Source organism: Burkholderia sp. MSHR3999 (assembly GCF_000833595.1).
Taxonomy (GTDB): Bacteria; Pseudomonadota; Gammaproteobacteria; order Burkholderiales; family Burkholderiaceae; genus Burkholderia; species Burkholderia ubonensis.
In genome coordinates, this window is the sequence record NZ_JRFO01000001.1 from 1,940,415 (window position 1) to 1,958,731 (window position 18,317).

An 18,317-nucleotide genomic window follows, 5' to 3' on the forward strand; every position below is an offset into this window, starting at 1 on the left:
CTAGTGTGGATGCTTCGTCGGCTTCCCGGCATTCAGGCGGCCAGCCGCAGCCGCGGCGGCGCGGCCGGCTGCGGCGGCAGATGGGCGGTGAGCATCGCGATCACGCATTGCGCCAGCCGCTGCGGCGCGATGCCGCCGCCCTCCAGCGCGTAATGCGCGGCGCTGACGAGATGCCGCGGCGCCAGCTCCGGGTCGCGCCCGGCGGCGAGCCGGCGGGCGCCGTCGCGGATGGCCGCCTCGTCGTCCGGGCGAAAGGGCATGATGTCGACGAGCGCGCGCTGCGCCAGGTTGCGGCGCGTCTGGAACGCGATCTCGTCCACCACCTCGGGAATCAGTCGCGGCGCGCTCGCCATCAGCGGCGCCGGAATGCGATGGCCAGTGTTCGCGCGATAGAGGCCCTGCCATACGCGCAGCAGCTTCGTCGCGTCGGCGCCGAAGCCGAGGCGGCGCAGCATTTCCGCGAGCAGATAGACGCGCAGATAGGCCGTCGGATGCGCGCCGCCCGGCCGGTAGGTCATGGTCCGCGGTTGCGGATGCGCGAGGAAGTCGGCCATGCCCCACGCCGCGGCCGGCCCGCCGAGCAGGATCGCCGCCAGGTCCGCGAAGATCTCCTTGTGCCAGCGGCCATAGATGCCGGCCAGGAACGGACTGTGCGCGCTGCCCATGATGCGCTTCAGCACGGCCTGGCGGTTTTCCTGCCAGATGCCGAGATCGGCCTGCAGGTTATGCGCGACCTCGTGCAGGAACACCGATTGCCAAGGCTGGTCCCGGTCCCACGGAATGCGAATGAGCGGAAACGGATTTTGCTCGCCGAGCAGACGCGACAATTGCACGCCGCGCCGCATCGTCGCGGGCGAGTAGCCGTGCTCCATGTAGCAGACTGGCTTCAGCAGCGGGCCGTCGAAGATGCGCGGCGCCGCCTGGCGGATCGCCTGGTAGCAATCCTCGGCGATCGCGTCGTGGGCCGCCAGCGCGGGACCGAAGCTGGTCCCGCGCTGCGCGAAGACCTCGTAGAACATGCCGAACAGGCGCCGGGCCCGGTCGAGCTCGCGCTCGACCAGCGCGATGTCGATCAGCACCCGCTGCGGCGCGCGCCGGTCCCAGTCCCGCAGGCCGGCAAAGCGTGCGCGGATGCGCCGCTCGACTCGCGCAAGGCGTGCGTTCGCCGCTTCGAAATGACGGGTCGACGGCGAGTAGCGCATGTCCTGCGGGCGCAGGCCGACGAACGCGTTGTCGATCCGCGCCAGCCGCGACAGGCGGGCGGACAGCCCGCTGATTTTCGCTTGCAGGAAGCGGTGCAGGTTCATGGCCGGCTCCGTGTGCGTCGATGGCGGGGCGTCAACGCGCGCCGGTGATGGTGATCGTCACCGGGCCGCGCAGGCGCAAGTGCCGCACGCCGCAGTGCGGGCACCCGCCGCCGGCCGCGCCGGGCACGTACCGCCCGCCGGTGGCGGCCACGCGGCGCGCCATGGGCGCGATCGTTCGCGCGATCGTCCTGGCGCCCTGGCCGCGCGGCGTCGCGCGGCGCGCGGCCGGCACCAGCGGGCGCGCCAGCCGGCGTATCGCCTGCGGCCGGCGTGCGACCTGCTGCGCGACGCGCCGCACGATCTGCGCAGCCGCACGCGGCGCGACGCGCTGACGCTGCGCGATGCGTCGCGTCGCGCGCACCGCGCGAGCGACCGCGCGGGCGGCCGGCGGCCCTTGCCGTCGCGTGGCCGTGCGAACCGCCCGGGCGACGCTGCGAACCGCCGCGCGCCTGACCTGCGGCGCGGCGCGCGCGATGGCCGGCAGCGCCCGGCGCACCACCATGCCGGCCAGCACGGGCGCTGCCGCGTCGATCCCGTCCTCGTCGAGGCCGTCGATCATCTCGTCGAACACCTCGAACTCGTCGGCGCCGTCGGCCAGCAGACGGCCGGCGACGTTGGCGATGCGGCCGATCATCTGCGCCTGCGGAATCGGAATCATGCTGGCGAGCGGTCCGACCACGCGCGCCGCGCTGCCGATGCCGCGCCCGACGCTGCGCGCGACGCGCGCCAGCCGGCGAAAGAATTCGTCGCCGTCGGCCGCGTCGAGCGCGTCGGCAACGAGTTCGTCCATCGCGTCGAGCTCGTCGGCGCCATCCCATTCGCCGGCCGCGTCGAACTCGTCGCCTTCGTCCGCTTCGTCCGCGAACTCGAATCCGTCGCCTTCGTCGTATTCGTCGAAACCGGCGCCGCCGCCCGCGAGACCCGCGACGACATTGCCGATCCCGCCCAATACCCGGCTGAGGAATTCGTCATCGCCCTCGTCGCCGTAGTCGCCCTCGTCGAAACCGTCTTCGTCGAACTCGTCGTAGGCATGCGCCGAAGCGCGGGCCGGACCTTCTGCGGCTTCGTACATCAGGTCGTCCATTGCATCCGTTTCGAATCGGTCCATGGTGTGCTCCTTTCAGCGCCAAGCGTCAGTGAGAGGTGATCGTCAGCGTGACCGGGCCGTCGATATGGAAACTTCGGCTCCGGCCGATGCGCTCGCTCCGCAACCCGTGTCCCATGTCCGCGGGACACACGAGCGGGCGCGGGGCGCCCCGCTGGACCGCGCTGCGGATCAGGCGCGGATTCTGTGCGAGCTGCCGGGCGGCGCGCGGCAGCTCGCGACGGACGAGCCGCACGGCTTGCTGCGGCGTCGGCAGCCGGCGTTGCGCCGCCGCGGCCGCGGAGTGCGTCAGGCGCGGCAACGCGCGCACTGCATGCGGCCAGCGCGACCTCGCCAGCTCGCGCGCCGCGGCCGCGACGCCTCGCACCAGCGCGCGGCGCGCAGCGGCCGACAGTTGCGCGGCGTTTCGAAAGCCCAGCCCGCGCACAGCGGCGCGAGCCGCCAGGCCGATCATCGCGGGCAAGGCTTCGTCGACGCCGTCGTCGACGTAGAGGTCGGCCAGCGCATCGAAGGCTTCGTCCGCGCCTGCGCTGCGGCTCAGCAACTGGCTGATCTGCCCGAACAGGCCCTGAACCCCGCCCGCCGCCTGGCCGAGCGCGCCGGCCGCACGCCGGGTCCGACGCGCGGCGCGACCGACACGTCGCGCGACTTGCCCGGCATGGCCGAGCATGTCAGCCGCGGCTGGCGCCCCTGCGACGCGCGCCAGCCTCGCCAGCGCAACGGCCGCCGGCGAGACGGCGTCCGCGACGCTGCCGATCCGGCCCGCGACGTCGTCCGTGCGCCGGGCGAGCGCGCCGACCTGCCCTGCGACACCTGCCGCCCTGCCCAGCCCGCGGCCGACCACGCCGGCCGCACGCCCGATGCCGCCCAGCAATCGTCCGATGAATTCATCGTCGTCCGCCGCATCGAGTCCGTCGGCCAGCTCTTCTTCGAATGCGTTCCAGAGCGCCATGTCGTCGACGCCATCCACGTCGTCGGCCAGGTCCTCGCCCGCATCGCTCTCTTGCGCATCGACGGCGAAGTCGCCGCTTTCGTCGAACGATTCGTCGCCGAATGACGCGTCGGCGCTCTGCTCGTCGAAACGCTCGAATGCATCCGTCTCGTCGGTCGTGTCGGCTTCGTCCGCCACGTCGCCATCGAAGGGCTCATCCATTGCATTGCTCCGCGATCGATTCGGGACAGCAGGAAATCCGGCGTGCAGTGCAACCGGCGCACGGTCGACCGGCACGTTGACCCCACTCTAGTGGAGCGCCTGCGTACGCGAATCGCCCGTTGCGGTCGATTCGATCGCATTCGCCTCGTCACGCTGACTCGCGCGGACAAGCGTATTAAGGCGACGCCGAAGAAGTACGTACGAACGCTCGCCATTCACCGGCTTGACCCATTTGGGGTAGCGCGTTTGTGGCGCGATGCCGGCCTTGAATTTCATCTGACCTTGTGCCACAACGGAGAGGTCGCAGCCGCGGCGGACAAGTGCATCGCAACAGCGAAAACCGTCGCGCGTTCGAGGCTCCATCGACGGAAGGCCGAACGGGTCGCGGGCGACCGACCACGGATCGTTTCCGCTTGCCCGTTGCTCAGGACCGCGAATTCCGGAGACTGCGCCGCGCCTCTCGCGAGGACGCGCCGACACGGCAGATCGGGTGACGAATGCAGTGCTTCACGGGTTGCGCAGAGTCATGCGGCGGCGGGCCCGGCAAACAACGTGGGGGAGCCATTCCGTGCCGGTATCTCAACCCGATGACGAGCGGTTGCCCGACGCGAGCAGGCTCTGGATCGACCGGCCGGCAGCCGGGGCGCAACGGCCGTTCGCCGGCCGGGAGATCGGCGAAGTCGAACTCGCGGGACGCAAGTGCCGTGTGCTGCTCGCCGACGGTGCCGGGCCAGTCGATTGCGATATCGACGAGACGAACGGCATGCGCTCGGCCGGTGCGGAAGGTGAAATCGTCCGCTTCGAATTCGAGGGGCACCGCTACGTGCTGGTGGCCGAAGCACGCCGCCGCCGGGATGCCGCGCCGCCCGGCGACAATCCGTCCGGCATCGACATCGGCCGGCTGTTGAGCAGCCGTGAAATGCAGGTGGTTCAGTTGGTCTGCATGGGTTTCCTGACCAAACAGATTGCCGATCGCCTGCATATCAGCGAGTTCACCGTGCGCTCTTATCTGAAAACGATCTACGCGAAGCTGGGGGTGCGGTCACGCGCCGCATTGGTGTTTCGCTTCATGAAGACGTTCGATGCGGACGCGCCGTTCAGGGAGTGAAAATGAAAAAACCCGCGAGGCGTCGGCTGTCGCGGGTTTTTTGCATGTTCCGGGGCGGGGCGGAACTGTGTGTGGTGCGTGAGGCCGGACTCTAACTGCAGTTCGGACTAAAACCGGGGGCAGGTCACAGTGTCTCGAACTGGCCGGCAGCCGACCGATAGGCAAACTTCGCGCTTGCCCGTCAGGGCCACTGGTAAACTCGAATAGCCAAAGCACCTTTGAGGTTGACAACAACGCAAGAAAGGACGCTTGGCAGCGTCCCAATGCCCCGCTCGACTTCGGTCACCTAACTTCGTCTTGACGCGAGCAACTCTCGCTCCAATTCCGACCATATCGACTTGAAGAACAGTCGGCACATGGCCCGCCACACACAACCGGTAGCGCGATAGTAGGCCGAAGACTGCTGCTGTGCGAGCCAGCCGCTGATATCCCGCAGCACTTGGTCCCCGTCAAATCCGGTCCACACGGCGGGTGCCGGCGACAATCCGTTACCGCCCAATACGGGGGCCACCTCGTCGAAGTAGGTTCGCTTCAACTCCGCATCCGTCATGTTCGGACAATGCTGAACCAGTGAGTTTGCGATGCCCCTATAGTCCACCTCGTTATCGACGAACAAGTCCGACATCGTGAGCCAGCAATTCTGTCGCTCGATTGTGTCTATCGAATCTGCCATTTCATGAACTCTCGCAACTCTTCCTGATACAGCTCATTTCCCTTTTCCGCCAAGTGTGCGCCTGCAAGACTACCAGCGGCAATCAACACGAACGCACAAATCGGCGCACCGGGACCGCAAACCATCGACACGGCTGCGCCCGTGAGTGCGCCGCCAAGCAATGAGCCACCAACAATCGAGCCCTGCCGGTTGATCTCCTGAACTTTGTCATCCGATGTCGCGACCTTATAAAGGGCCAGAATTGCAGTCATGGCCGTGAACACCTTACCGGTTGCCGCGAGTTTGGTGGCCAATCCGCTGAACTTGACACTGTCCCGGCCACTTGCATCAATGATCGCGTAGTACACCTTCGCGCGCTGCTCCGCATTCAATCGATCGAATGCACTTGGCAAGCGCCCTTCGACGATATTAGTCACATATTGCTTCAACTCGAACACCGACATTTTCTTTGCCGCCGGTTCAGTCTGCAGGACGCTATACCGCTCTAGCAGAAATCGCTCAGAAAGCCCCTCCTTCTTGTGGCGCTCGGCCACCGCGAGGGTGCCAGCAGACGTTGCTGCGCGAGTCTCCTTCATAATCTGGTTGCGCAGCGTTTGAGCGAACCGAACGCCCTCCTCGAGGCCGACACGGCCTGCGGCTACCTCCGCACGTACCAATTTCGGAACCTCGGCAATTTGGCGCATGTACTCTTGGCGGAATTTCGCATCCTGAATGAAGTCAACGGCAATCTTCTGCGCCGCCGCTTCGAACTGTTGAAGTGATTTCTCGAGCAACCCATCTAGTTGGTGTTGCTGATTCACTGGATAGGATCCGGTGTAGTGAATCGAATCGTCGTCGTTCCGCGCGATTGCAGGATATTCGAGGGGCATATCGGGCCTCTTATGTTGTCAGGGTATCGGCGTAGGAGTCGAAGAACGTGCCACTCGACTCATCGGCATCTGCCGACACCGTGACCCGCTGACATACCTTGCCCGACGGGTTCTCGAAACGCACCGTATTTTGATGATCGAAGGTACCGGTCGCAGTTGTGCCGTCATCGAAATGGGCCACGCATCGCAGCCCTTCCAGCGAACCGATATCGTTTGCCTTGAATGCAATGTACGACCATTGCTCGATAGGTAGCGCTGCCAAGCTGGGTGCAAAACCCATGCTGGAAAGCCCATCGCCGTCATATTGCTCGAACATCATGCTCTGCGAGGCAAGCATGACCGGCATCGGCTGACAGCCACACGCTACCTTGTCCCCTCCAGGGCGACCTTCTGTCCCATCCAGCCATCCGGCCAACGCGGGCCGACTGGCACGATATGCCCCACCGATTTGCATGCCGGACACGCGACCGTAGCCCCAAGATGGGTCATCTGTTGACCATTGATTGACGTATTCGGGATTCCGGCGGTCACGACCCCGCCAGAAGTCGACTTGTCGCCGACGAGCAAGTAGCTCCTTTTCACTTCCGATTGCCCTCATTTTTTTGATTGGGCCGTTGATACCGTATCTTCATATGATTGTCGAGAGGCAGCGCCATGTAACTCTTCAATTGCTGTCAATTTCTGCAGGCGACCTCTCAGTGCACTGGTAGCGGCGAGCGCTCGTCAATACCCCCCGCACCATTGCGTCCCGCGGTTTCCGGCGCTGATATCAACACCGATCCTTGGCTCCTAGAAGAGTCCGACCGGCTCCGCCGCGTCATCCCAGCCGAAGATGATCAGTGCGTTCCGCTCGACGCCCCTCCCACCTCCGACCGTGTACTGAATCGGAACGGTCTCGATGTGAGATCACGTCGAGGAACGCGACGCGGTTCTTGCCGCCAGCCGCTGCGATATCGATTCGGGCAATGTCACTTCTCCCCAAACAGATGCTTCGCGTTCCGACGCAACTGCACCTCCAGATACTGCGATCCGATGATGCCGAGCGCGCTACCGAGGCCGAGCGGCGCGATACCGGCAACCATCTACGCCGCCGAACCCAACAATGCCCGGTCGGCAACGAGCCGAAACGTCAGTTACTCGCTGCCGACCAACACCTTCGCGACACCAATCAATCCGCCCATGATGATCACCTCCAGAATCGTCTTTTCGTGATCTTGCACCCCACCCCTGTTGAAAAAAGAAAAGCCGCCCGAGTTACCTCGATACGGCATCCGGAACATTAAACAGAATTCGAGAAAATTCCAGTTTATTAATCAATCATCCCAAACAGAAATCCCGGTCGTAAAACAAAAAAGCACCAAACCAGCGATACACATCTTAATTGGCGGTTTACATCCAGAAGATCAAGACCTACCATCAAAATTCCAATGCGATCTCGATCAGATGTTTTTTCATCCAGCACTTATCGATCGCCTTGGATCAAGCCATCACACGCGCAAATTTCCATCTCATTCATATCGGAGGAAAAAATGGCTCGAATCATTTGGGGAAGCATTAACAGCGACGGGACCATCCGCAATGGAAGCGGCGACTTCAGCGTCGAGAACACCGAAGCAGGCAAGTATGCAATCTCCTTCAACCCCGGATTTTCGGCAACACCCGGAGTAGTCGCAACTCAAAATAACTACGGCGATACCGGACAAAGCAATCTGGACGGAGTAGTCGTCCCTTTCGTCAACAATAGCTACTGCCAAATCAATACCGGGAACAATTCAAACAAATTCCAAAACAGAAGCTTTGCATTCATCGCGATTGGCAACTAGCAAGTCAAATGCATTACCGAGCCGGCTCTTGCCCAAGAATCCGCCAAAGCCTGATTTTCGAATTCGCGGCGAACTATCGAGTAAGAGCCGGAAGCAAAACGGCAAAACACTGAACGCGTCGTCAACGCTGCGTGAGGTGACTACCTAGAGAACTATGAAGCGGGAAAACTCGCGCAACACCCACTGAACACTACCCCGGCGCTGGAACTACGAGGTTGATTTTCTTCCCCGGCTTCTTGCCGTGCCCAGATTTCGCCTTACCCTTGTTTCCGGCGTTCAACTCGACCGACGTCTCCCAACTGCGGCCAGCGTACGTGTGCTTCACCGACTCGACCAGAAACTCGCGGTTGGCCTCCTGCTTCACCGTCTTCTCGGCCGCGATATCCGTCCGTCCACGCATGCCCAGGACGCTCTTCGCGATATTCGCGAGCACGTCGCCGACCGTATGAGTCTTGCTACCCTGTCCGGTAGCAATCGACCGCAACTCAGTTTCGCGCTTGAGCGCCCACGCCTCGGCTTTCGTATCGCGGACGGCCGAGTCTGGGACGCCCTTTACGCTTGTGCGCGCCAACCGCCAGTTGCGGTCATTCTGAACGACACCATGCTTAACCCCCCTGCGTAATTTCTGCGCAGCGAGGCGGAATTTAGTGTGTTTTCGTATGGTGATTTGGAGGGGTCGGCAACCAGAAAAATCAACGCAAGTCATTGAAAAAAAATGCGTTATGGTGCCTTGCGGTGCCGCGCGAAGATGCTTGATGGTGCGTGAGGCCGGACTCGAACCGGCACACCCTTGCGGGCGTCAGGACCTAAACCTGGTGCGTCTACCAATTTCGCCACTCACGCGTGTCTCTATCACCTGCCAGCGCATTGCGCACCGGCCCCGGGCCGTCGCGCCGACATGCAAAACCGGCGCGCCCGATCAGGCGAGCGCGAGATTCTACCCGATCCGCGCGGCATTGTCTGCATCGACCGGCGAGGTTCACGCGCCGGTGCTAGAATGCCGCGCTTGATGCTTCCGGCGGTGCGCAACCGCACATCCCCCGATACCGCCCCCGACCCGATTCCGCACGTGAATTTCGACGACTACTGTCAGCAGAAAGCCGCGCCCGCCGGCTCCAGTGTCTACTACGCGTTGCGGCAGGCGCCGTTCGCCGTCCAGCCGCGCCTCACGGCCCTCTTCGCGCTGCGCCGCGAACTCGAGGAGACCGTCAAGGAAACCAGCGACCCGACCGTCGGCCACACCAAGCTCGCATGGTGGCACAAGGAACTGGCGGCGCTGGCCGCCGGGGAGCCGTCGCATCCGGTGACGAAGGCGCTCGCGCAGCACCATCCGTCGATCGCGGCCGAAACCGACGCGCTGCGCGCACTGGTCAGCGGCTACGGAATGGATCTCGAACAGGCGCGCTACCTCGATTTCGCGAACCTGCGGCGCTACATCGCACAGGTGGGCGGCGGCTTCGCGTCGCTCGTCGCGCGGGCGAGCGCCGCGCGTCCGGCCGAGCCGCAGCCGTGGGCCGATGAAGTCGGCCACGCACTGATGCTCGCGCAATTCGTGCAGGAGCTCGGCAACGACGCGCGGCACGGCCGCATCTACCTGCCGATCGACGAGCTGCAACGCTACAACGTGACGGCCGCGGACCTGCTGAACCGGCGCTACAGCCCGGCGTTCACCGAACTGCTGACGTTCCAGACCGCTCGGGCGCGCGACGCGCTCGCGGCCGCCGACGCGGCAATTCCCGCCGCCGAGCGCCGCGCGCAGCGCACGCTGCGCGCGCAACTCGCGCTTGCCCGCGCGCTGCTCGTCGAGATCGAGCGCGACGGCTACCAGGTCCTGCACCAGCGCATCGCGCTGACGCCGATCCGCAAGCTTTGGATCGCGTGGCGCGCCGCGCGCCGCCGTTGACGTTCCGCTACGCCCTCAACAGCGGCAGCGGCTCGAATCGCTGCTGCAGCACGCGCGTCGCATCAAGCCCCCACCATGGCCCGAGCACCGTCGCATAGAGCCGGCGGAAGTCGACCTCGACCGGCAGGTTGCCGTTGCCGTCGAGCCGCCCGAGCGCGGGCGGCGCACCGTACAGCCCGCCGGCCACACGCCCGCCCATCACGAAATGCGCCGCAGCCGTGCCGTGGTCGGTGCCGTTGCTCTGGTTCTCGCGCACGCGCCGCCCGAACTCCGCATACGTCATCACGAGCGTCTCGTTCCAGCGCCCGAGCTCGACCAGCGCGCCGCGCATCGCGCTCATCCCTTCAGCGAACTGCTTGAGCAGCGCCGCCTGCTGGCCTGGCTGGTTTTGGTGCGTGTCGAAGCCGTTGAGCGTGAGCCGCAGCACCGCAACCCCGTCCTGCGCGGCCGGCCCCGACGCGTCGCACGCGGCGAGCACCTGCATCGCTGTCTTCACCGCGGTGCCGAACGCGCCGCCCGGAAACGCCGTCTTGAAGTCCCGCATCCCGCCGCGCGGACGCAGCCGGTCCGCGGCCTTCACGATGTCGTTCTCGACGTCGATGATGTGCGCGAGCGCCGGGTTCTGCTCGCGCAGCGACACGGGCTCGGCGAGCCGCGCGGCGCGGATGAACTGCGCCGGATTGACGAGCGCGATCGCGCGCGCGCCGTTCGCGAGCGGCCCCATCTCGGCGCTGCCGAGCACCACGCCGTCCGCCGCGAAGCCGGGCGGCACCGGCGCCTGCGCAAACGTGCGCGTGAGCCAGCCTTCGCGCAGATACTGATCGGAACGCGACGCGGTATCCCAGATCTCGATCGAGCGGAAATGCGACAGGTTCGGCTGCGGATAGCCGACGCCCTGCACGATCGCGACCTGCCGATCGCGCCATAGCGGCATCAGCGCCGCGAGCGACGGATGCAGCCCGGTGCGCTCGTCGAGTTGGAGCACCTGCTCGCGCTTGATGCCGATGCTGCGGCGGAACGCGTAGTACAGCGGGTCCGCATAGGGCACGACGGTATTGAGGCCGTCGTTGCCGCCCTTCAGCTCGACGAGGATCAGCACGTTCGCATAGCCCGCGCGCACCTTCGTCGCGGCAAGCGGAGCCGCCAGCGCGCCGGGTTGCCAGAGCGACACGCCCGCCGTCGCGGCAGCGCCGGTAAGCGTGAGGAAATCGCGTCGGTTCATCGTGAATCCTTTGCCGGGAGCAGCGCATGCGTGGCGCGCCGGCGACTCGTCGTCATTTCAATTGATAGGCCGGGTCCATCAGCAGCGCCTCGAGATACGCGCTGCCGGTCGATCCGGTGTCGATCGCCGCGACGGGCGGCACCGGCAGCACCGCATGCTGCAGCTGAAGTTCGGTCGACAGCCCGGCAGGCGCCTGCGGCCGCGCGCGGTATTGCGCGAGCCAGCGTTCGAGATCGAAACGCAGGCCGCCGCGCGCGGGCATCGCACGCGGGTTGCCGCTGGCCATCGCGGCCACCCCGCCGGGACTTGCCCCGGCCTTCGCCGCCATCGCGCCGGCGCTTCCACCGAGCGTCGCGGGACGCATGCCGGCGGTCTCGGTCGCGCGGAACAACTGCTCGACGAACTGCTTGCGCGCGAGCAGCGTCGAGCTGTTGATCCAGATCGCGCCGCCCGGCCAGCCCTTGACGTTCGGCGGATAGAACAGGTTCTGCCCGAGCGTGCGCACGGTGTTCGCGAGCATCTGCGGATCGCCGTAGCCGACGTCGAATAGCCGCACCGACCCGACGACGAATTCCGCCGGCGACTTGACCAGCACGCCGCGATTGCGCGGATCCCAGAACGCGTCGGTCGACCACAGTGCGGCGAGCGCCGCGCGAATCTCGTAGCCGCTCGCGCGAAAGCGCTCGGCGACCACCTCCAGTTCGCCTGCGTCCGGCGTATCGGACACGAACTCGCGCCACAGCTTGCCCGCGATGAAACGCGCGGTCTCCGGACGCTTCAGCAGGATGTCGAGGAAGCCGTCGCCATCGAACGGCCCCGTCTCACCGAGGATAGTCTTGTCCCCGGCGTCGTGCCACTCGGTCCGCACGGCAAAGCGCAGCGTGTCGGGATCGATCGTCCAGCCGGTCATCGCGCGCGCGGCTTCGGTCACGTCGCGCTGCGTGTAATGCCCTTCGCCGAGCGTGAACAGCTCCATCACCTCGCGCGCGAAATTCTCGTTCGGGCGCCCCTTGCGGTTACTCGCGCCGTCGAGATACTGCAGCATCGCCGGGTCCTTCGCGATCGCATGCAGCAGCGTGCCGAAATTGCCGAGCGCCTCGCGGCGCAGCAGCGCATTCTGCGCGGCCATCGTTTGCGGAAACGGCACCTTGTCCTGGCCCGACGTGAAATGCCCATGCCAGAACAGCGTCATGCGCTCGGTCAGCGGCGACGGCGTCGCGATCATCTCGTTGACCCAGGCCGCGCGCAATGCGTCGTAGCGCTGGTTGCGCATGCGCTGCTCGTCCCGCCGCTGGTCCGGCGTCTGCGCCTGCCGCTCGGCGCGCGTCGGCGGCAGTTCGGCGAGCCAGTCGGGCCACGTCGCGGCCGGCTCGCGCCGGACGTTGCCGAGCGCGTCGGCCACCGCCTGCGCACGCGTCAGGCCGACGAGGCGCGCCACGTCGGCGGGCGCCGGCGTAAAGCCGGTGCGACTCAGGAAGAACTGCGCATCATCCGCCTCGAGGGGCGTTTGCATCGCAGGCGGCAGCGCCTGCGCAGCGGCGTTCGCTCGACTCATCGTGAAGGACTCCCGAAACGCGCAATGCGCGCATGTGCCGGTTAAACGGCATCCGGTGAGCGAAAGTTGACTGCAAAATTGCTACGGAATTTTTCCGGCGACGGGCTTCCGGCGGCGGGCGGAAACAGCGCGAATCAGCGCTTGTACAGTTCGCGGACGGCGTCCTCGATGTGCTGGCGCAGCAAGTGGCGCTCCTCGGGCGTCATGTGACCGTCGCGGCGGCGCTGTTCGAGATCGGGAGGCACGGCGGAGCGGGCAATGGCATCGGCACGGTCGGCCTGCTGCGCCGCCTTGCCGCGGGGCAGCTTGCGCGACGAAGCGCCCGGCTCGGGGCGTTGCGCATATGCGAAGTTCGACGCACACGGACCGGCGAGCGCGATCGTCAGCATCAGTGCAATCCGGGCAGATCGCATGACCGTCCTCGCTTCTTTGGTCGATTTGTTCCCTACGTCACGCGGCAACCGGCTACCTCTGGTACTTGAAAAACCCTGCGGAAATCGGGCGTGCAAACCATGAAAGATTAAGTGCAGCGAGTATCCACCGAATTTCGTCTTCGAGTAAAGGAATCTCTATAGCGTGCCTTTACTCCGCGCCACACCACGGGTAAATTTTGTAACTGACTGTAACGTGCCAAAATCCCCGGCCGCGCGCCATTTCCCATTCGCGATAAGATGCCGTACATGGAAACGAAAAACCCCTCCAAGATTCTCGTCGTCGACGACGACCCGCGCCTGCGCGATCTGCTGCGCCGCTATCTGGGCGAGCAGGGCTTCAATGTGTACGTCGCGGAAAACGCGACCGCGATGAACAAGCTGTGGGTGCGGGAGCGTTTCGACCTGCTCGTGCTCGACCTGATGCTGCCCGGCGAGGACGGCCTGTCGATCTGCCGCCGCCTGCGCGGCAGCAACGACCGCACGCCGATCATCATGCTGACCGCCAAGGGCGAGGACGTCGACCGCATCGTCGGCCTCGAGATGGGCGCCGACGACTACCTGCCGAAGCCGTTCAACCCGCGCGAGCTCGTCGCGCGCATCCACGCGGTGCTGCGCCGCCAGGCGCCGGCCGAGCTGCCGGGCGCGCCGTCGGAAACGACCGAGGTGTTCGAGTTCGGCGAGTTCTCGCTGAATCTCGCGACCCGCACGCTGACGAAGTCCGGCCAGGAAATTCCGCTGACGACCGGCGAATTCTCGGTGCTGAAGGTGTTCGCGCGCCATCCGCGCCAGCCGCTGTCGCGCGAGAAGCTGATGGAGCTCGCGCGCGGCCGCGAATACGAAGTGTTCGATCGCAGCCTCGACGTGCAGATCTCGCGCCTGCGCAAGCTGATCGAACCGGACCCGGGCAGCCCGCGCTTCATCCAGACCGTCTGGGGCCTCGGTTACGTGTTCATCCCGGACGGCGCGGCCTGACCTTCCCTTCTTCCGGCATCGCCTGTCCACGGCCCGTCCCATGCGTATCGACCGGCGCCTTGTGCAGCTCGCCTTCGGCGGGCTGTTCTGGCGCACCTTCCTGCTGATCGCGCTGCTGATCTCGGTCAGTCTCGCGGCATGGTTCCAGAGCTTTCGCGTGATCGAGCGCGAGCCGCGCGCGCAGCGCGTCGCGCTCCAGCTCGTCGCGATCGTCAAGCTCACGCGCACCGCGCTGCTCTATTCCGATCCCGACCTGCGCCGGGCACTGCTGCAGGATCTCGAAAGCAACGAAGGCGTGCGCGTGTATCCGCGCGAGAAGACCGACAAGTTCAGGCTGCAGCCCGACGAGTCACTGAACCGCCTGATCGAGCACGACATCCGCAGCCGGCTCGGCGACGATACCGTGATCGCGCAGACGGTCAACGACATCCCCGGCGTGTGGATCAGCTTCAAGATCGACGACGACGACTACTGGGTCGCACTCGACCGCGAGCAGCTCGACACCGTCACGGGGCTGCAGTGGGCCGGCTGGGGGCTGTTCGCGCTCGCGCTGTCGCTGTTCGGCTCCGCGTTCATCACGAGCCTCGTGAACCGGCCGTTCTCGCGGCTCGCGCTCGCCGCGCGCCAGGTCGGCTCCGGCCAGGCGCCCGAGCGGCTGCCGGAGCGCGGCATGGGCGTCGCAGCCGACACCAACCGCAGCTTCAACCAGATGGTGCGCGACCTCGAACAGCTCGAGGCCGACCGCGCGCTGATGCTCGCGGGCATCTCGCACGACCTGCGCACGCCGCTCGCGCGGCTGCGCCTCGAAACCGAGATGAGCCCGTCCGACCAGGCGACCAAGGACGCGATGGTCGACGACATCGAGCAGATGGACCGCATCATCGCCGCGTTCATCGACTACGCGCGCCCGACGCAGCGCCGGCCCGAGCCCGTCGACCTGTCGACGATCGTGCAGGAAGTCGCCGCGCGCATCTCGGGCGAGGACGGCGTGCAGATCCAGACGCGGCTCGCGCCCACCGCCGTCATCGAGGCCGACGAGACCGACATGCGGCGCGTGATCGGCAACCTCGTCGAGAACGCGCGCAAGTACGGCCAGAGCCGGCAGGACGGCGTCGCGCGGATCACGCTCGAGACGCGCGTGTCGCACGCGCGGGTCGAGCTGTCGGTCAGCGACGAAGGCCCCGGCATCCCGGAGGACCAGCTGCCGCTCGTGATGCGGCCGTTCTACCGCGTCGACACCGCCCGCACCAAGGCGGACGGCACGGGCCTCGGGATGGCCATCGTGCAGCGCCTCGTCGGCCGCTATCGCGGCGCGTTGCGCCTGCGCAACCGCAGCCCGGAACCCGGGCTCGAAGTCACGCTCGAATTCCCCGGCGGCAAGGCGCGTGCGACTGCGTGACGCGCACGGGCACGCGTATTGCGCCGCACACTATCGACCCGGTTGACAAAATCTATGAAGGTCGTTAGTCAAAACCTATTGAAGCGTTCATTCAATAGTGTTATAGTCTTTCCCATGCTGTCACATCACCGTTGCAGCACCGAGGTAGCTTGACTCAAGTCTTCTTCCCAACTCATTCATACAGGAGTAGCCGCATGAAAACCGTGGGCGATAAACTCGAAGCTTTCACCGTCGTAGCCGCGAAGCCGGGCTTCAACCACCACGAGGAAAACGGCCAGTCGGCGTTCGAGACCATCACCGAAGCGTCGTTCCCGGGCAAGTGGAAGATCATCTACTTCTATCCGAAGGATTTCACGTTCGTGTGCCCGACGGAAATCGTCGAGTTCGCGAAGCTGACGAAGCAGTTCGAAGAGCGCGACGCCATCCTGCTGGGCGGCAGCTCGGACAACGAATTCGTCAAGCTCGCATGGCGCCGTGAGCACAAGGACCTGAACAAGCTGAACCACTACTCGTTCGGCGACGTCAAGGGCGAGCTGATCGACCAGCTCGGCGTGCGCGACAAGGAAGCCGGCGTGGCGCTGCGCGCGACGTTCATCGTCGATCCGGACAACACGATCCAGCACGTTTCGATCAACAACCTGAACGTCGGCCGTAACACGGACGAAATCCTGCGCATTCTGGACGGCCTGCAAACGGACGAACTGTGCCCGTGCAACCGCTCTGTCGGTGGCGCAACGCTGTAAGCGCATCGATGCACGAAGCCCGTGGCGCACTTGCTGCCTGCGGGCTTTTTTAACGGCCAACCCATAGGAGATATCAATGGAATTCATCGACTCGATTAAGGCACGTATCCCCGACTACGCGAAGGACATTCGCCTGAACCTCGACGGCACGATCTCGCGCTCGTCGCTCGAAGGCACCGACGCGGTCGGCGTCGCGCTGGCGGCGGCGTTCGCGGCCAAGAGCACGGCGATCGTGAAGACGATTCGCGAAGCCGGCGTGCTGTCGCCCGAGGAAACCAACGCGGCGCTGACTGCGGCCGCGCTGATGGGGATGAACAACGCCTGGTATCCGTATGTCGAGATGGCCGACGACGCCGACCTGAAGACCCAGCGCGCCGAGCTGCGGATGGGCGCGTATGCGTCGCACGGCGGCGTCGACAAGCGCAAGTTCGAGATGTATGCGCTCGCCGCGTCGATCGTCGGCAAGTGCCACTTCTGCGTGAAGTCGCACTATGCGCTGCTGAAGAACGAACAAGGCATGACCGTCACGCAACTGCGCGACGTCGGCCGCATCGCGTCGGTGATCAACGCCGCCGCGCAGGTGATCGCCGCCGAAGGCGAATAATCAGCGCCGCGCGAGCCGCACGGCGCGCGCAACACGCAAAAACGCCACGCGGGCCGGCCTCGAGTGGCGTTTTTCATTTCCGCAAGCGATTGCAGCGCGGGCTGCGTCGCCGCGCTGCCGCGCGAGCCAGCCCCGCCGCGGCCCGTCAGCCGCCCTGCTTCACCAGCAGCGCGGCGGCCTGCGCCTCGATGCCCTCGCCGCGGCCGAGATAGCCGAGCTTCTCGTTGGTCTTCGCCTTCACGTTCACGCGCTCGAGCGGCAGGCCGAGATCCTCGGCGATGTTCGCGCGCATCCCGTCGATATGCGGCGCGAGCTTCGGCGCCTGCGCGATCACGGTGCTGTCGACGTTCTGGATCGCGAAGCCCGCGGCCTTCACGCGCGCCGCGCATTCGCGCAGCAGCACGCGGCTGTCCGCGCCCTTGAAGGCCGCGTCGGTGTCGGAGAAGTGGCGGCCGATGTCGCCGAGCGCCGCCGCGCCGAACAGCGCGTCGGTGATCGCGTGCAGCAGCACGTCCGCGTCCGAGTGGCCGAGCAGGCCGCGCTCGTACGGAATCGTCACGCCGCCGATGATGAGGGGGCGCCCCGGGACGAGCTGGTGCACGTCGTAGCCTTGTCCGATTCTGAAATCCATGCGTGTTCCGATTGTGATTGAGTGGGGGTCAGGTGGATTGCGGGGCGCGCGCGAGGATCGCTTCCGCCAGCGCGAAGTCTTCCGGATACGTGACCTTGAAGTTGCGCAGGCTGCCCTGCACGACGCGCGGCGTATGGCCGGCCCATTCGATCGCGCTCGCCTCGTCGGTCAGGTCGTGCCCTTCCCGCTGCGCCTTCAGGATCGCTTCGCGCAGCATGCCGATGCGGAACATCTGCGGGGTCTGCGCCTGCCACAGCGCGTCGCGCGACTCGGTGCGCGCGATCGCGTCGCCGCCGGCCGGCACGCGCTTCAACGTATCCGCGACCGGCAGCGCGACGATCCCGCCGACCGGGTCGTCCTTCAGCGTCGCGACCAATGTGCGGATCAGCTGCGGCGTGATGCCGGGGCGCGCGGCGTCGTGCACGAGCACCCAGTCGTGGTCGGTTGCGCCGAATTCGGTCAGCTCCAAGAGGCCGTTCAGCACCGACGCCTGCCGGGACGCGCCGCCGCAGCGGCGCACCGCGAAGCGCAGGCCGGCAAAGCGGCGCGCGTCGAAGTGCGTGTCGTCGGGCGCGAGGACGACGAGCGTCTGCGCGAACTCGCTGCACCCGTCGAACGCGGCGAGCGTGTAATGCAGGAGCGCGCGCCCGGCGAGCGTGCGGTATTGCTTCGGCACGGCCGAGCCGGAACGGCTGCCCGTGCCGGCACAGGGAATCAGGGCAAAGAGTCGGGGAGTCACGAAATGAAACGCCGGAAAGGTGAAATCAAGAAGCGGATTTTATAATAGGTCTTTCGTCTCGACCGGCGCACCGCGAT

At 65.7% G+C, this 18,317-nt stretch carries 22 protein-coding genes, 1 tRNA gene and 1 pseudogene; 8 read left to right on the forward strand and 16 right to left on the reverse strand.

From position 1 onward, the window contains the following. Positions 1 to 32: 32 nt before the first annotated feature. Genes KY49_RS08990 through KY49_RS37005 form a run of 4 tightly spaced genes read right to left on the reverse strand, consistent with a single transcriptional unit; the run spans position 33 to position 3,841 of the window. Positions 33 to 1,307 (reverse strand): hypothetical protein, encoded by a 1,275-nt coding sequence (locus KY49_RS08990; protein ID WP_042584238.1) that lies wholly within the window; start codon positions 1,305 to 1,307, stop codon positions 33 to 35. 31 nt (positions 1,308 to 1,338) lie between these two features. Beyond that, complete coding sequence (locus KY49_RS08995) at positions 1,339 to 2,415, reverse strand: hypothetical protein (RefSeq protein WP_042584239.1); 1,077 nt, start codon at positions 2,413 to 2,415, stop codon at positions 1,339 to 1,341. A gap of 25 nt (positions 2,416 to 2,440) precedes the next feature. Further along, on the reverse strand, positions 2,441 to 3,640 hold the full coding sequence (locus KY49_RS09000; protein ID WP_156162458.1) for a hypothetical protein: 1,200 nt from the start codon (positions 3,638 to 3,640) through the stop codon (positions 2,441 to 2,443). Between the two features lie 12 nt (positions 3,641 to 3,652). After that, complete coding sequence (locus tag KY49_RS37005) at positions 3,653 to 3,841, reverse strand: hypothetical protein (RefSeq protein WP_010100210.1); 189 nt, start codon at positions 3,839 to 3,841, stop codon at positions 3,653 to 3,655. A 292-nt stretch (positions 3,842 to 4,133) separates the two neighbouring features. Between KY49_RS37005 and KY49_RS09005 the strand changes: the two genes are divergently transcribed. After that, positions 4,134 to 4,673, forward strand: coding sequence for a helix-turn-helix transcriptional regulator (locus tag KY49_RS09005; RefSeq protein WP_231636357.1), 540 nt, complete (start codon positions 4,134 to 4,136; stop codon positions 4,671 to 4,673). 286 nt (positions 4,674 to 4,959) lie between these two features. On the opposite strand, the gene KY49_RS39210 is transcribed toward KY49_RS09005, so the two are convergent. The 5 genes and pseudogenes from KY49_RS39210 to KY49_RS39115 form a co-directional block, all read right to left on the reverse strand. Beyond that, positions 4,960 to 5,346: a DUF7079 family protein gene (locus KY49_RS39210; RefSeq protein WP_439822963.1), complete on the reverse strand. Its 387-nt coding sequence runs from the start codon at positions 5,344 to 5,346 to the stop codon at positions 4,960 to 4,962. Further along, complete coding sequence (locus KY49_RS09015) at positions 5,331 to 6,215, reverse strand: hypothetical protein (protein WP_156162459.1); 885 nt, start codon at positions 6,213 to 6,215, stop codon at positions 5,331 to 5,333. Before KY49_RS09015 ends, KY49_RS39210 begins: the two co-directional genes overlap by 16 nt. Positions 6,216 to 6,225: 10 nt before the next feature. Next, positions 6,226 to 6,552: a hypothetical protein gene (locus KY49_RS34445; protein WP_156162460.1), complete on the reverse strand. Its 327-nt coding sequence runs from the start codon at positions 6,550 to 6,552 to the stop codon at positions 6,226 to 6,228. Between the two features lie 26 nt (positions 6,553 to 6,578). Next, positions 6,579 to 6,797, reverse strand: coding sequence for a PAAR domain-containing protein (locus tag KY49_RS39215; protein WP_080421966.1), 219 nt, complete (start codon positions 6,795 to 6,797; stop codon positions 6,579 to 6,581). Positions 6,798 to 7,004: 207 nt separating this feature from the next. Continuing rightward, a pseudogene (locus tag KY49_RS39115) lies at positions 7,005 to 7,118 on the reverse strand (DNA adenine methylase); the annotation flags it as partial. Positions 7,119 to 7,180: 62 nt separating this feature from the next. On the opposite strand from KY49_RS39115, the gene KY49_RS38080 reads away from it, so the two are divergent. Further along, complete coding sequence (locus KY49_RS38080; protein WP_197083556.1) at positions 7,181 to 7,498, forward strand: hypothetical protein; 318 nt, start codon at positions 7,181 to 7,183, stop codon at positions 7,496 to 7,498. 246 nt (positions 7,499 to 7,744) lie between these two features. After that, positions 7,745 to 8,038 carry a hypothetical protein gene (locus KY49_RS37010; RefSeq protein WP_071750406.1) on the forward strand — a complete coding sequence of 98 codons (294 nt, stop codon included), beginning with the start codon at positions 7,745 to 7,747 and terminating at the stop codon, positions 8,036 to 8,038. Positions 8,039 to 8,228: 190 nt separating this feature from the next. Here KY49_RS37010 and KY49_RS39220 read toward each other — a convergent pair whose 3' ends face one another. Both KY49_RS39220 and KY49_RS09035 read right to left on the reverse strand, forming a co-directional pair. Beyond that, positions 8,229 to 8,744 (reverse strand): hypothetical protein, encoded by a 516-nt coding sequence (locus KY49_RS39220; RefSeq protein ID WP_442854611.1) that lies wholly within the window; start codon positions 8,742 to 8,744, stop codon positions 8,229 to 8,231. A gap of 50 nt (positions 8,745 to 8,794) precedes the next feature. Continuing rightward, positions 8,795 to 8,881: transfer RNA gene (locus KY49_RS09035), tRNA-Leu, on the reverse strand. Positions 8,882 to 9,107: 226 nt separating this feature from the next. Here KY49_RS09035 and hpnD point away from each other — a divergent pair. Next, on the forward strand, positions 9,108 to 9,941 hold the full coding sequence (gene hpnD / locus KY49_RS09040) for a presqualene diphosphate synthase HpnD (protein ID WP_042584637.1): 834 nt from the start codon (positions 9,108 to 9,110) through the stop codon (positions 9,939 to 9,941). A gap of 7 nt (positions 9,942 to 9,948) precedes the next feature. Here hpnD and KY49_RS09045 read toward each other — a convergent pair whose 3' ends face one another. The 3 genes from KY49_RS09045 to KY49_RS09055 form a co-directional block, all read right to left on the reverse strand. After that, positions 9,949 to 11,163: a DUF1501 domain-containing protein gene (locus KY49_RS09045; RefSeq protein ID WP_042584244.1), complete on the reverse strand. Its 1,215-nt coding sequence runs from the start codon at positions 11,161 to 11,163 to the stop codon at positions 9,949 to 9,951. Between the two features lie 52 nt (positions 11,164 to 11,215). Then, positions 11,216 to 12,718 carry a DUF1800 domain-containing protein gene (locus KY49_RS09050; protein ID WP_042584245.1) on the reverse strand — a complete coding sequence of 501 codons (1,503 nt, stop codon included), beginning with the start codon at positions 12,716 to 12,718 and terminating at the stop codon, positions 11,216 to 11,218. 134 nt (positions 12,719 to 12,852) lie between these two features. Then, positions 12,853 to 13,131 (reverse strand): hypothetical protein, encoded by a 279-nt coding sequence (locus KY49_RS09055; RefSeq protein ID WP_042584246.1) that lies wholly within the window; start codon positions 13,129 to 13,131, stop codon positions 12,853 to 12,855. Positions 13,132 to 13,389: 258 nt separating this feature from the next. Here KY49_RS09055 and ompR point away from each other — a divergent pair, with 258 nt between their 5' ends. From ompR to KY49_RS09075, 4 genes are all read left to right on the forward strand, one after another. Continuing rightward, positions 13,390 to 14,124: an osmolarity response regulator transcription factor OmpR gene (gene ompR / locus KY49_RS09060; RefSeq protein WP_029226513.1), complete on the forward strand. Its 735-nt coding sequence runs from the start codon at positions 13,390 to 13,392 to the stop codon at positions 14,122 to 14,124. 40 nt (positions 14,125 to 14,164) lie between these two features. Next, positions 14,165 to 15,523: an ATP-binding protein gene (locus KY49_RS09065; protein WP_010092129.1), complete on the forward strand. Its 1,359-nt coding sequence runs from the start codon at positions 14,165 to 14,167 to the stop codon at positions 15,521 to 15,523. 194 nt (positions 15,524 to 15,717) lie between these two features. Continuing rightward, a complete protein-coding gene (locus KY49_RS09070; RefSeq protein ID WP_042584247.1) occupies positions 15,718 to 16,266 on the forward strand; it encodes a peroxiredoxin in 549 nt (182 codons plus the stop codon). Positions 16,267 to 16,342: 76 nt separating this feature from the next. Next, a complete protein-coding gene (locus KY49_RS09075; protein ID WP_042584248.1) occupies positions 16,343 to 16,870 on the forward strand; it encodes a carboxymuconolactone decarboxylase family protein in 528 nt (175 codons plus the stop codon). A 145-nt stretch (positions 16,871 to 17,015) separates the two neighbouring features. On the opposite strand, the gene ispF is transcribed toward KY49_RS09075, so the two are convergent. Together ispF and ispD are read right to left on the reverse strand one after the other, a co-directional pair. Then, positions 17,016 to 17,501 carry a 2-C-methyl-D-erythritol 2,4-cyclodiphosphate synthase gene (gene ispF / locus KY49_RS09080; RefSeq protein WP_042584249.1) on the reverse strand — a complete coding sequence of 162 codons (486 nt, stop codon included), beginning with the start codon at positions 17,499 to 17,501 and terminating at the stop codon, positions 17,016 to 17,018. A gap of 28 nt (positions 17,502 to 17,529) precedes the next feature. Beyond that, positions 17,530 to 18,240, reverse strand: a complete 711-nt coding sequence (gene ispD, locus KY49_RS09085; RefSeq protein WP_010092124.1) for a 2-C-methyl-D-erythritol 4-phosphate cytidylyltransferase — start codon at positions 18,238 to 18,240, stop codon at positions 17,530 to 17,532. Between the last annotated feature and the right edge of the window lie 77 nt (positions 18,241 to 18,317).

What these genes read in the sequence shown, in the direction of transcription:
- KY49_RS08990 (WP_042584238.1), bottom strand. Translation starts at nt 1,307, where the DNA reads ATGAACCTGCACCGCTTCCTGCAAGCGAAAATCAGCGGGCTGTCCGCC.
- KY49_RS08995 (WP_042584239.1), bottom strand. Translation starts at nt 2,415, where the DNA reads ATGGACCGATTCGAAACGGATGCAATGGACGACCTGATGTACGAAGCC.
- KY49_RS37005 (WP_010100210.1), bottom strand. Translation starts at nt 3,841, where the DNA reads ATGAAATTCAAGGCCGGCATCGCGCCACAAACGCGCTACCCCAAATGG.
- KY49_RS39210 (WP_439822963.1), bottom strand. Translation starts at nt 5,346, where the DNA reads ATGGCAGATTCGATAGACACAATCGAGCGACAGAATTGCTGGCTCACG.
- KY49_RS09015 (WP_156162459.1), bottom strand. Translation starts at nt 6,215, where the DNA reads ATGCCCCTCGAATATCCTGCAATCGCGCGGAACGACGACGATTCGATT.
- KY49_RS34445 (WP_156162460.1), bottom strand. Translation starts at nt 6,552, where the DNA reads ATGCTTGCCTCGCAGAGCATGATGTTCGAGCAATATGACGGCGATGGG.
- KY49_RS38080 (WP_197083556.1), top strand. Translation starts at nt 7,181, where the DNA reads ATGTCACTTCTCCCCAAACAGATGCTTCGCGTTCCGACGCAACTGCAC.
- KY49_RS37010 (WP_071750406.1), top strand. Translation starts at nt 7,745, where the DNA reads ATGGCTCGAATCATTTGGGGAAGCATTAACAGCGACGGGACCATCCGC.
- KY49_RS39220 (WP_442854611.1), bottom strand. Translation starts at nt 8,744, where the DNA reads ATGACTTGCGTTGATTTTTCTGGTTGCCGACCCCTCCAAATCACCATA.
- KY49_RS09045 (WP_042584244.1), bottom strand. Translation starts at nt 11,163, where the DNA reads ATGAACCGACGCGATTTCCTCACGCTTACCGGCGCTGCCGCGACGGCG.
- KY49_RS09050 (WP_042584245.1), bottom strand. Translation starts at nt 12,718, where the DNA reads ATGAGTCGAGCGAACGCCGCTGCGCAGGCGCTGCCGCCTGCGATGCAA.
- KY49_RS09055 (WP_042584246.1), bottom strand. Translation starts at nt 13,131, where the DNA reads ATGCGATCTGCCCGGATTGCACTGATGCTGACGATCGCGCTCGCCGGT.
- ompR (WP_029226513.1), top strand. Translation starts at nt 13,390, where the DNA reads ATGCCGTACATGGAAACGAAAAACCCCTCCAAGATTCTCGTCGTCGAC.
- KY49_RS09065 (WP_010092129.1), top strand. Translation starts at nt 14,165, where the DNA reads ATGCGTATCGACCGGCGCCTTGTGCAGCTCGCCTTCGGCGGGCTGTTC.
- KY49_RS09070 (WP_042584247.1), top strand. Translation starts at nt 15,718, where the DNA reads ATGAAAACCGTGGGCGATAAACTCGAAGCTTTCACCGTCGTAGCCGCG.
- KY49_RS09075 (WP_042584248.1), top strand. Translation starts at nt 16,343, where the DNA reads ATGGAATTCATCGACTCGATTAAGGCACGTATCCCCGACTACGCGAAG.
- ispF (WP_042584249.1), bottom strand. Translation starts at nt 17,501, where the DNA reads ATGGATTTCAGAATCGGACAAGGCTACGACGTGCACCAGCTCGTCCCG.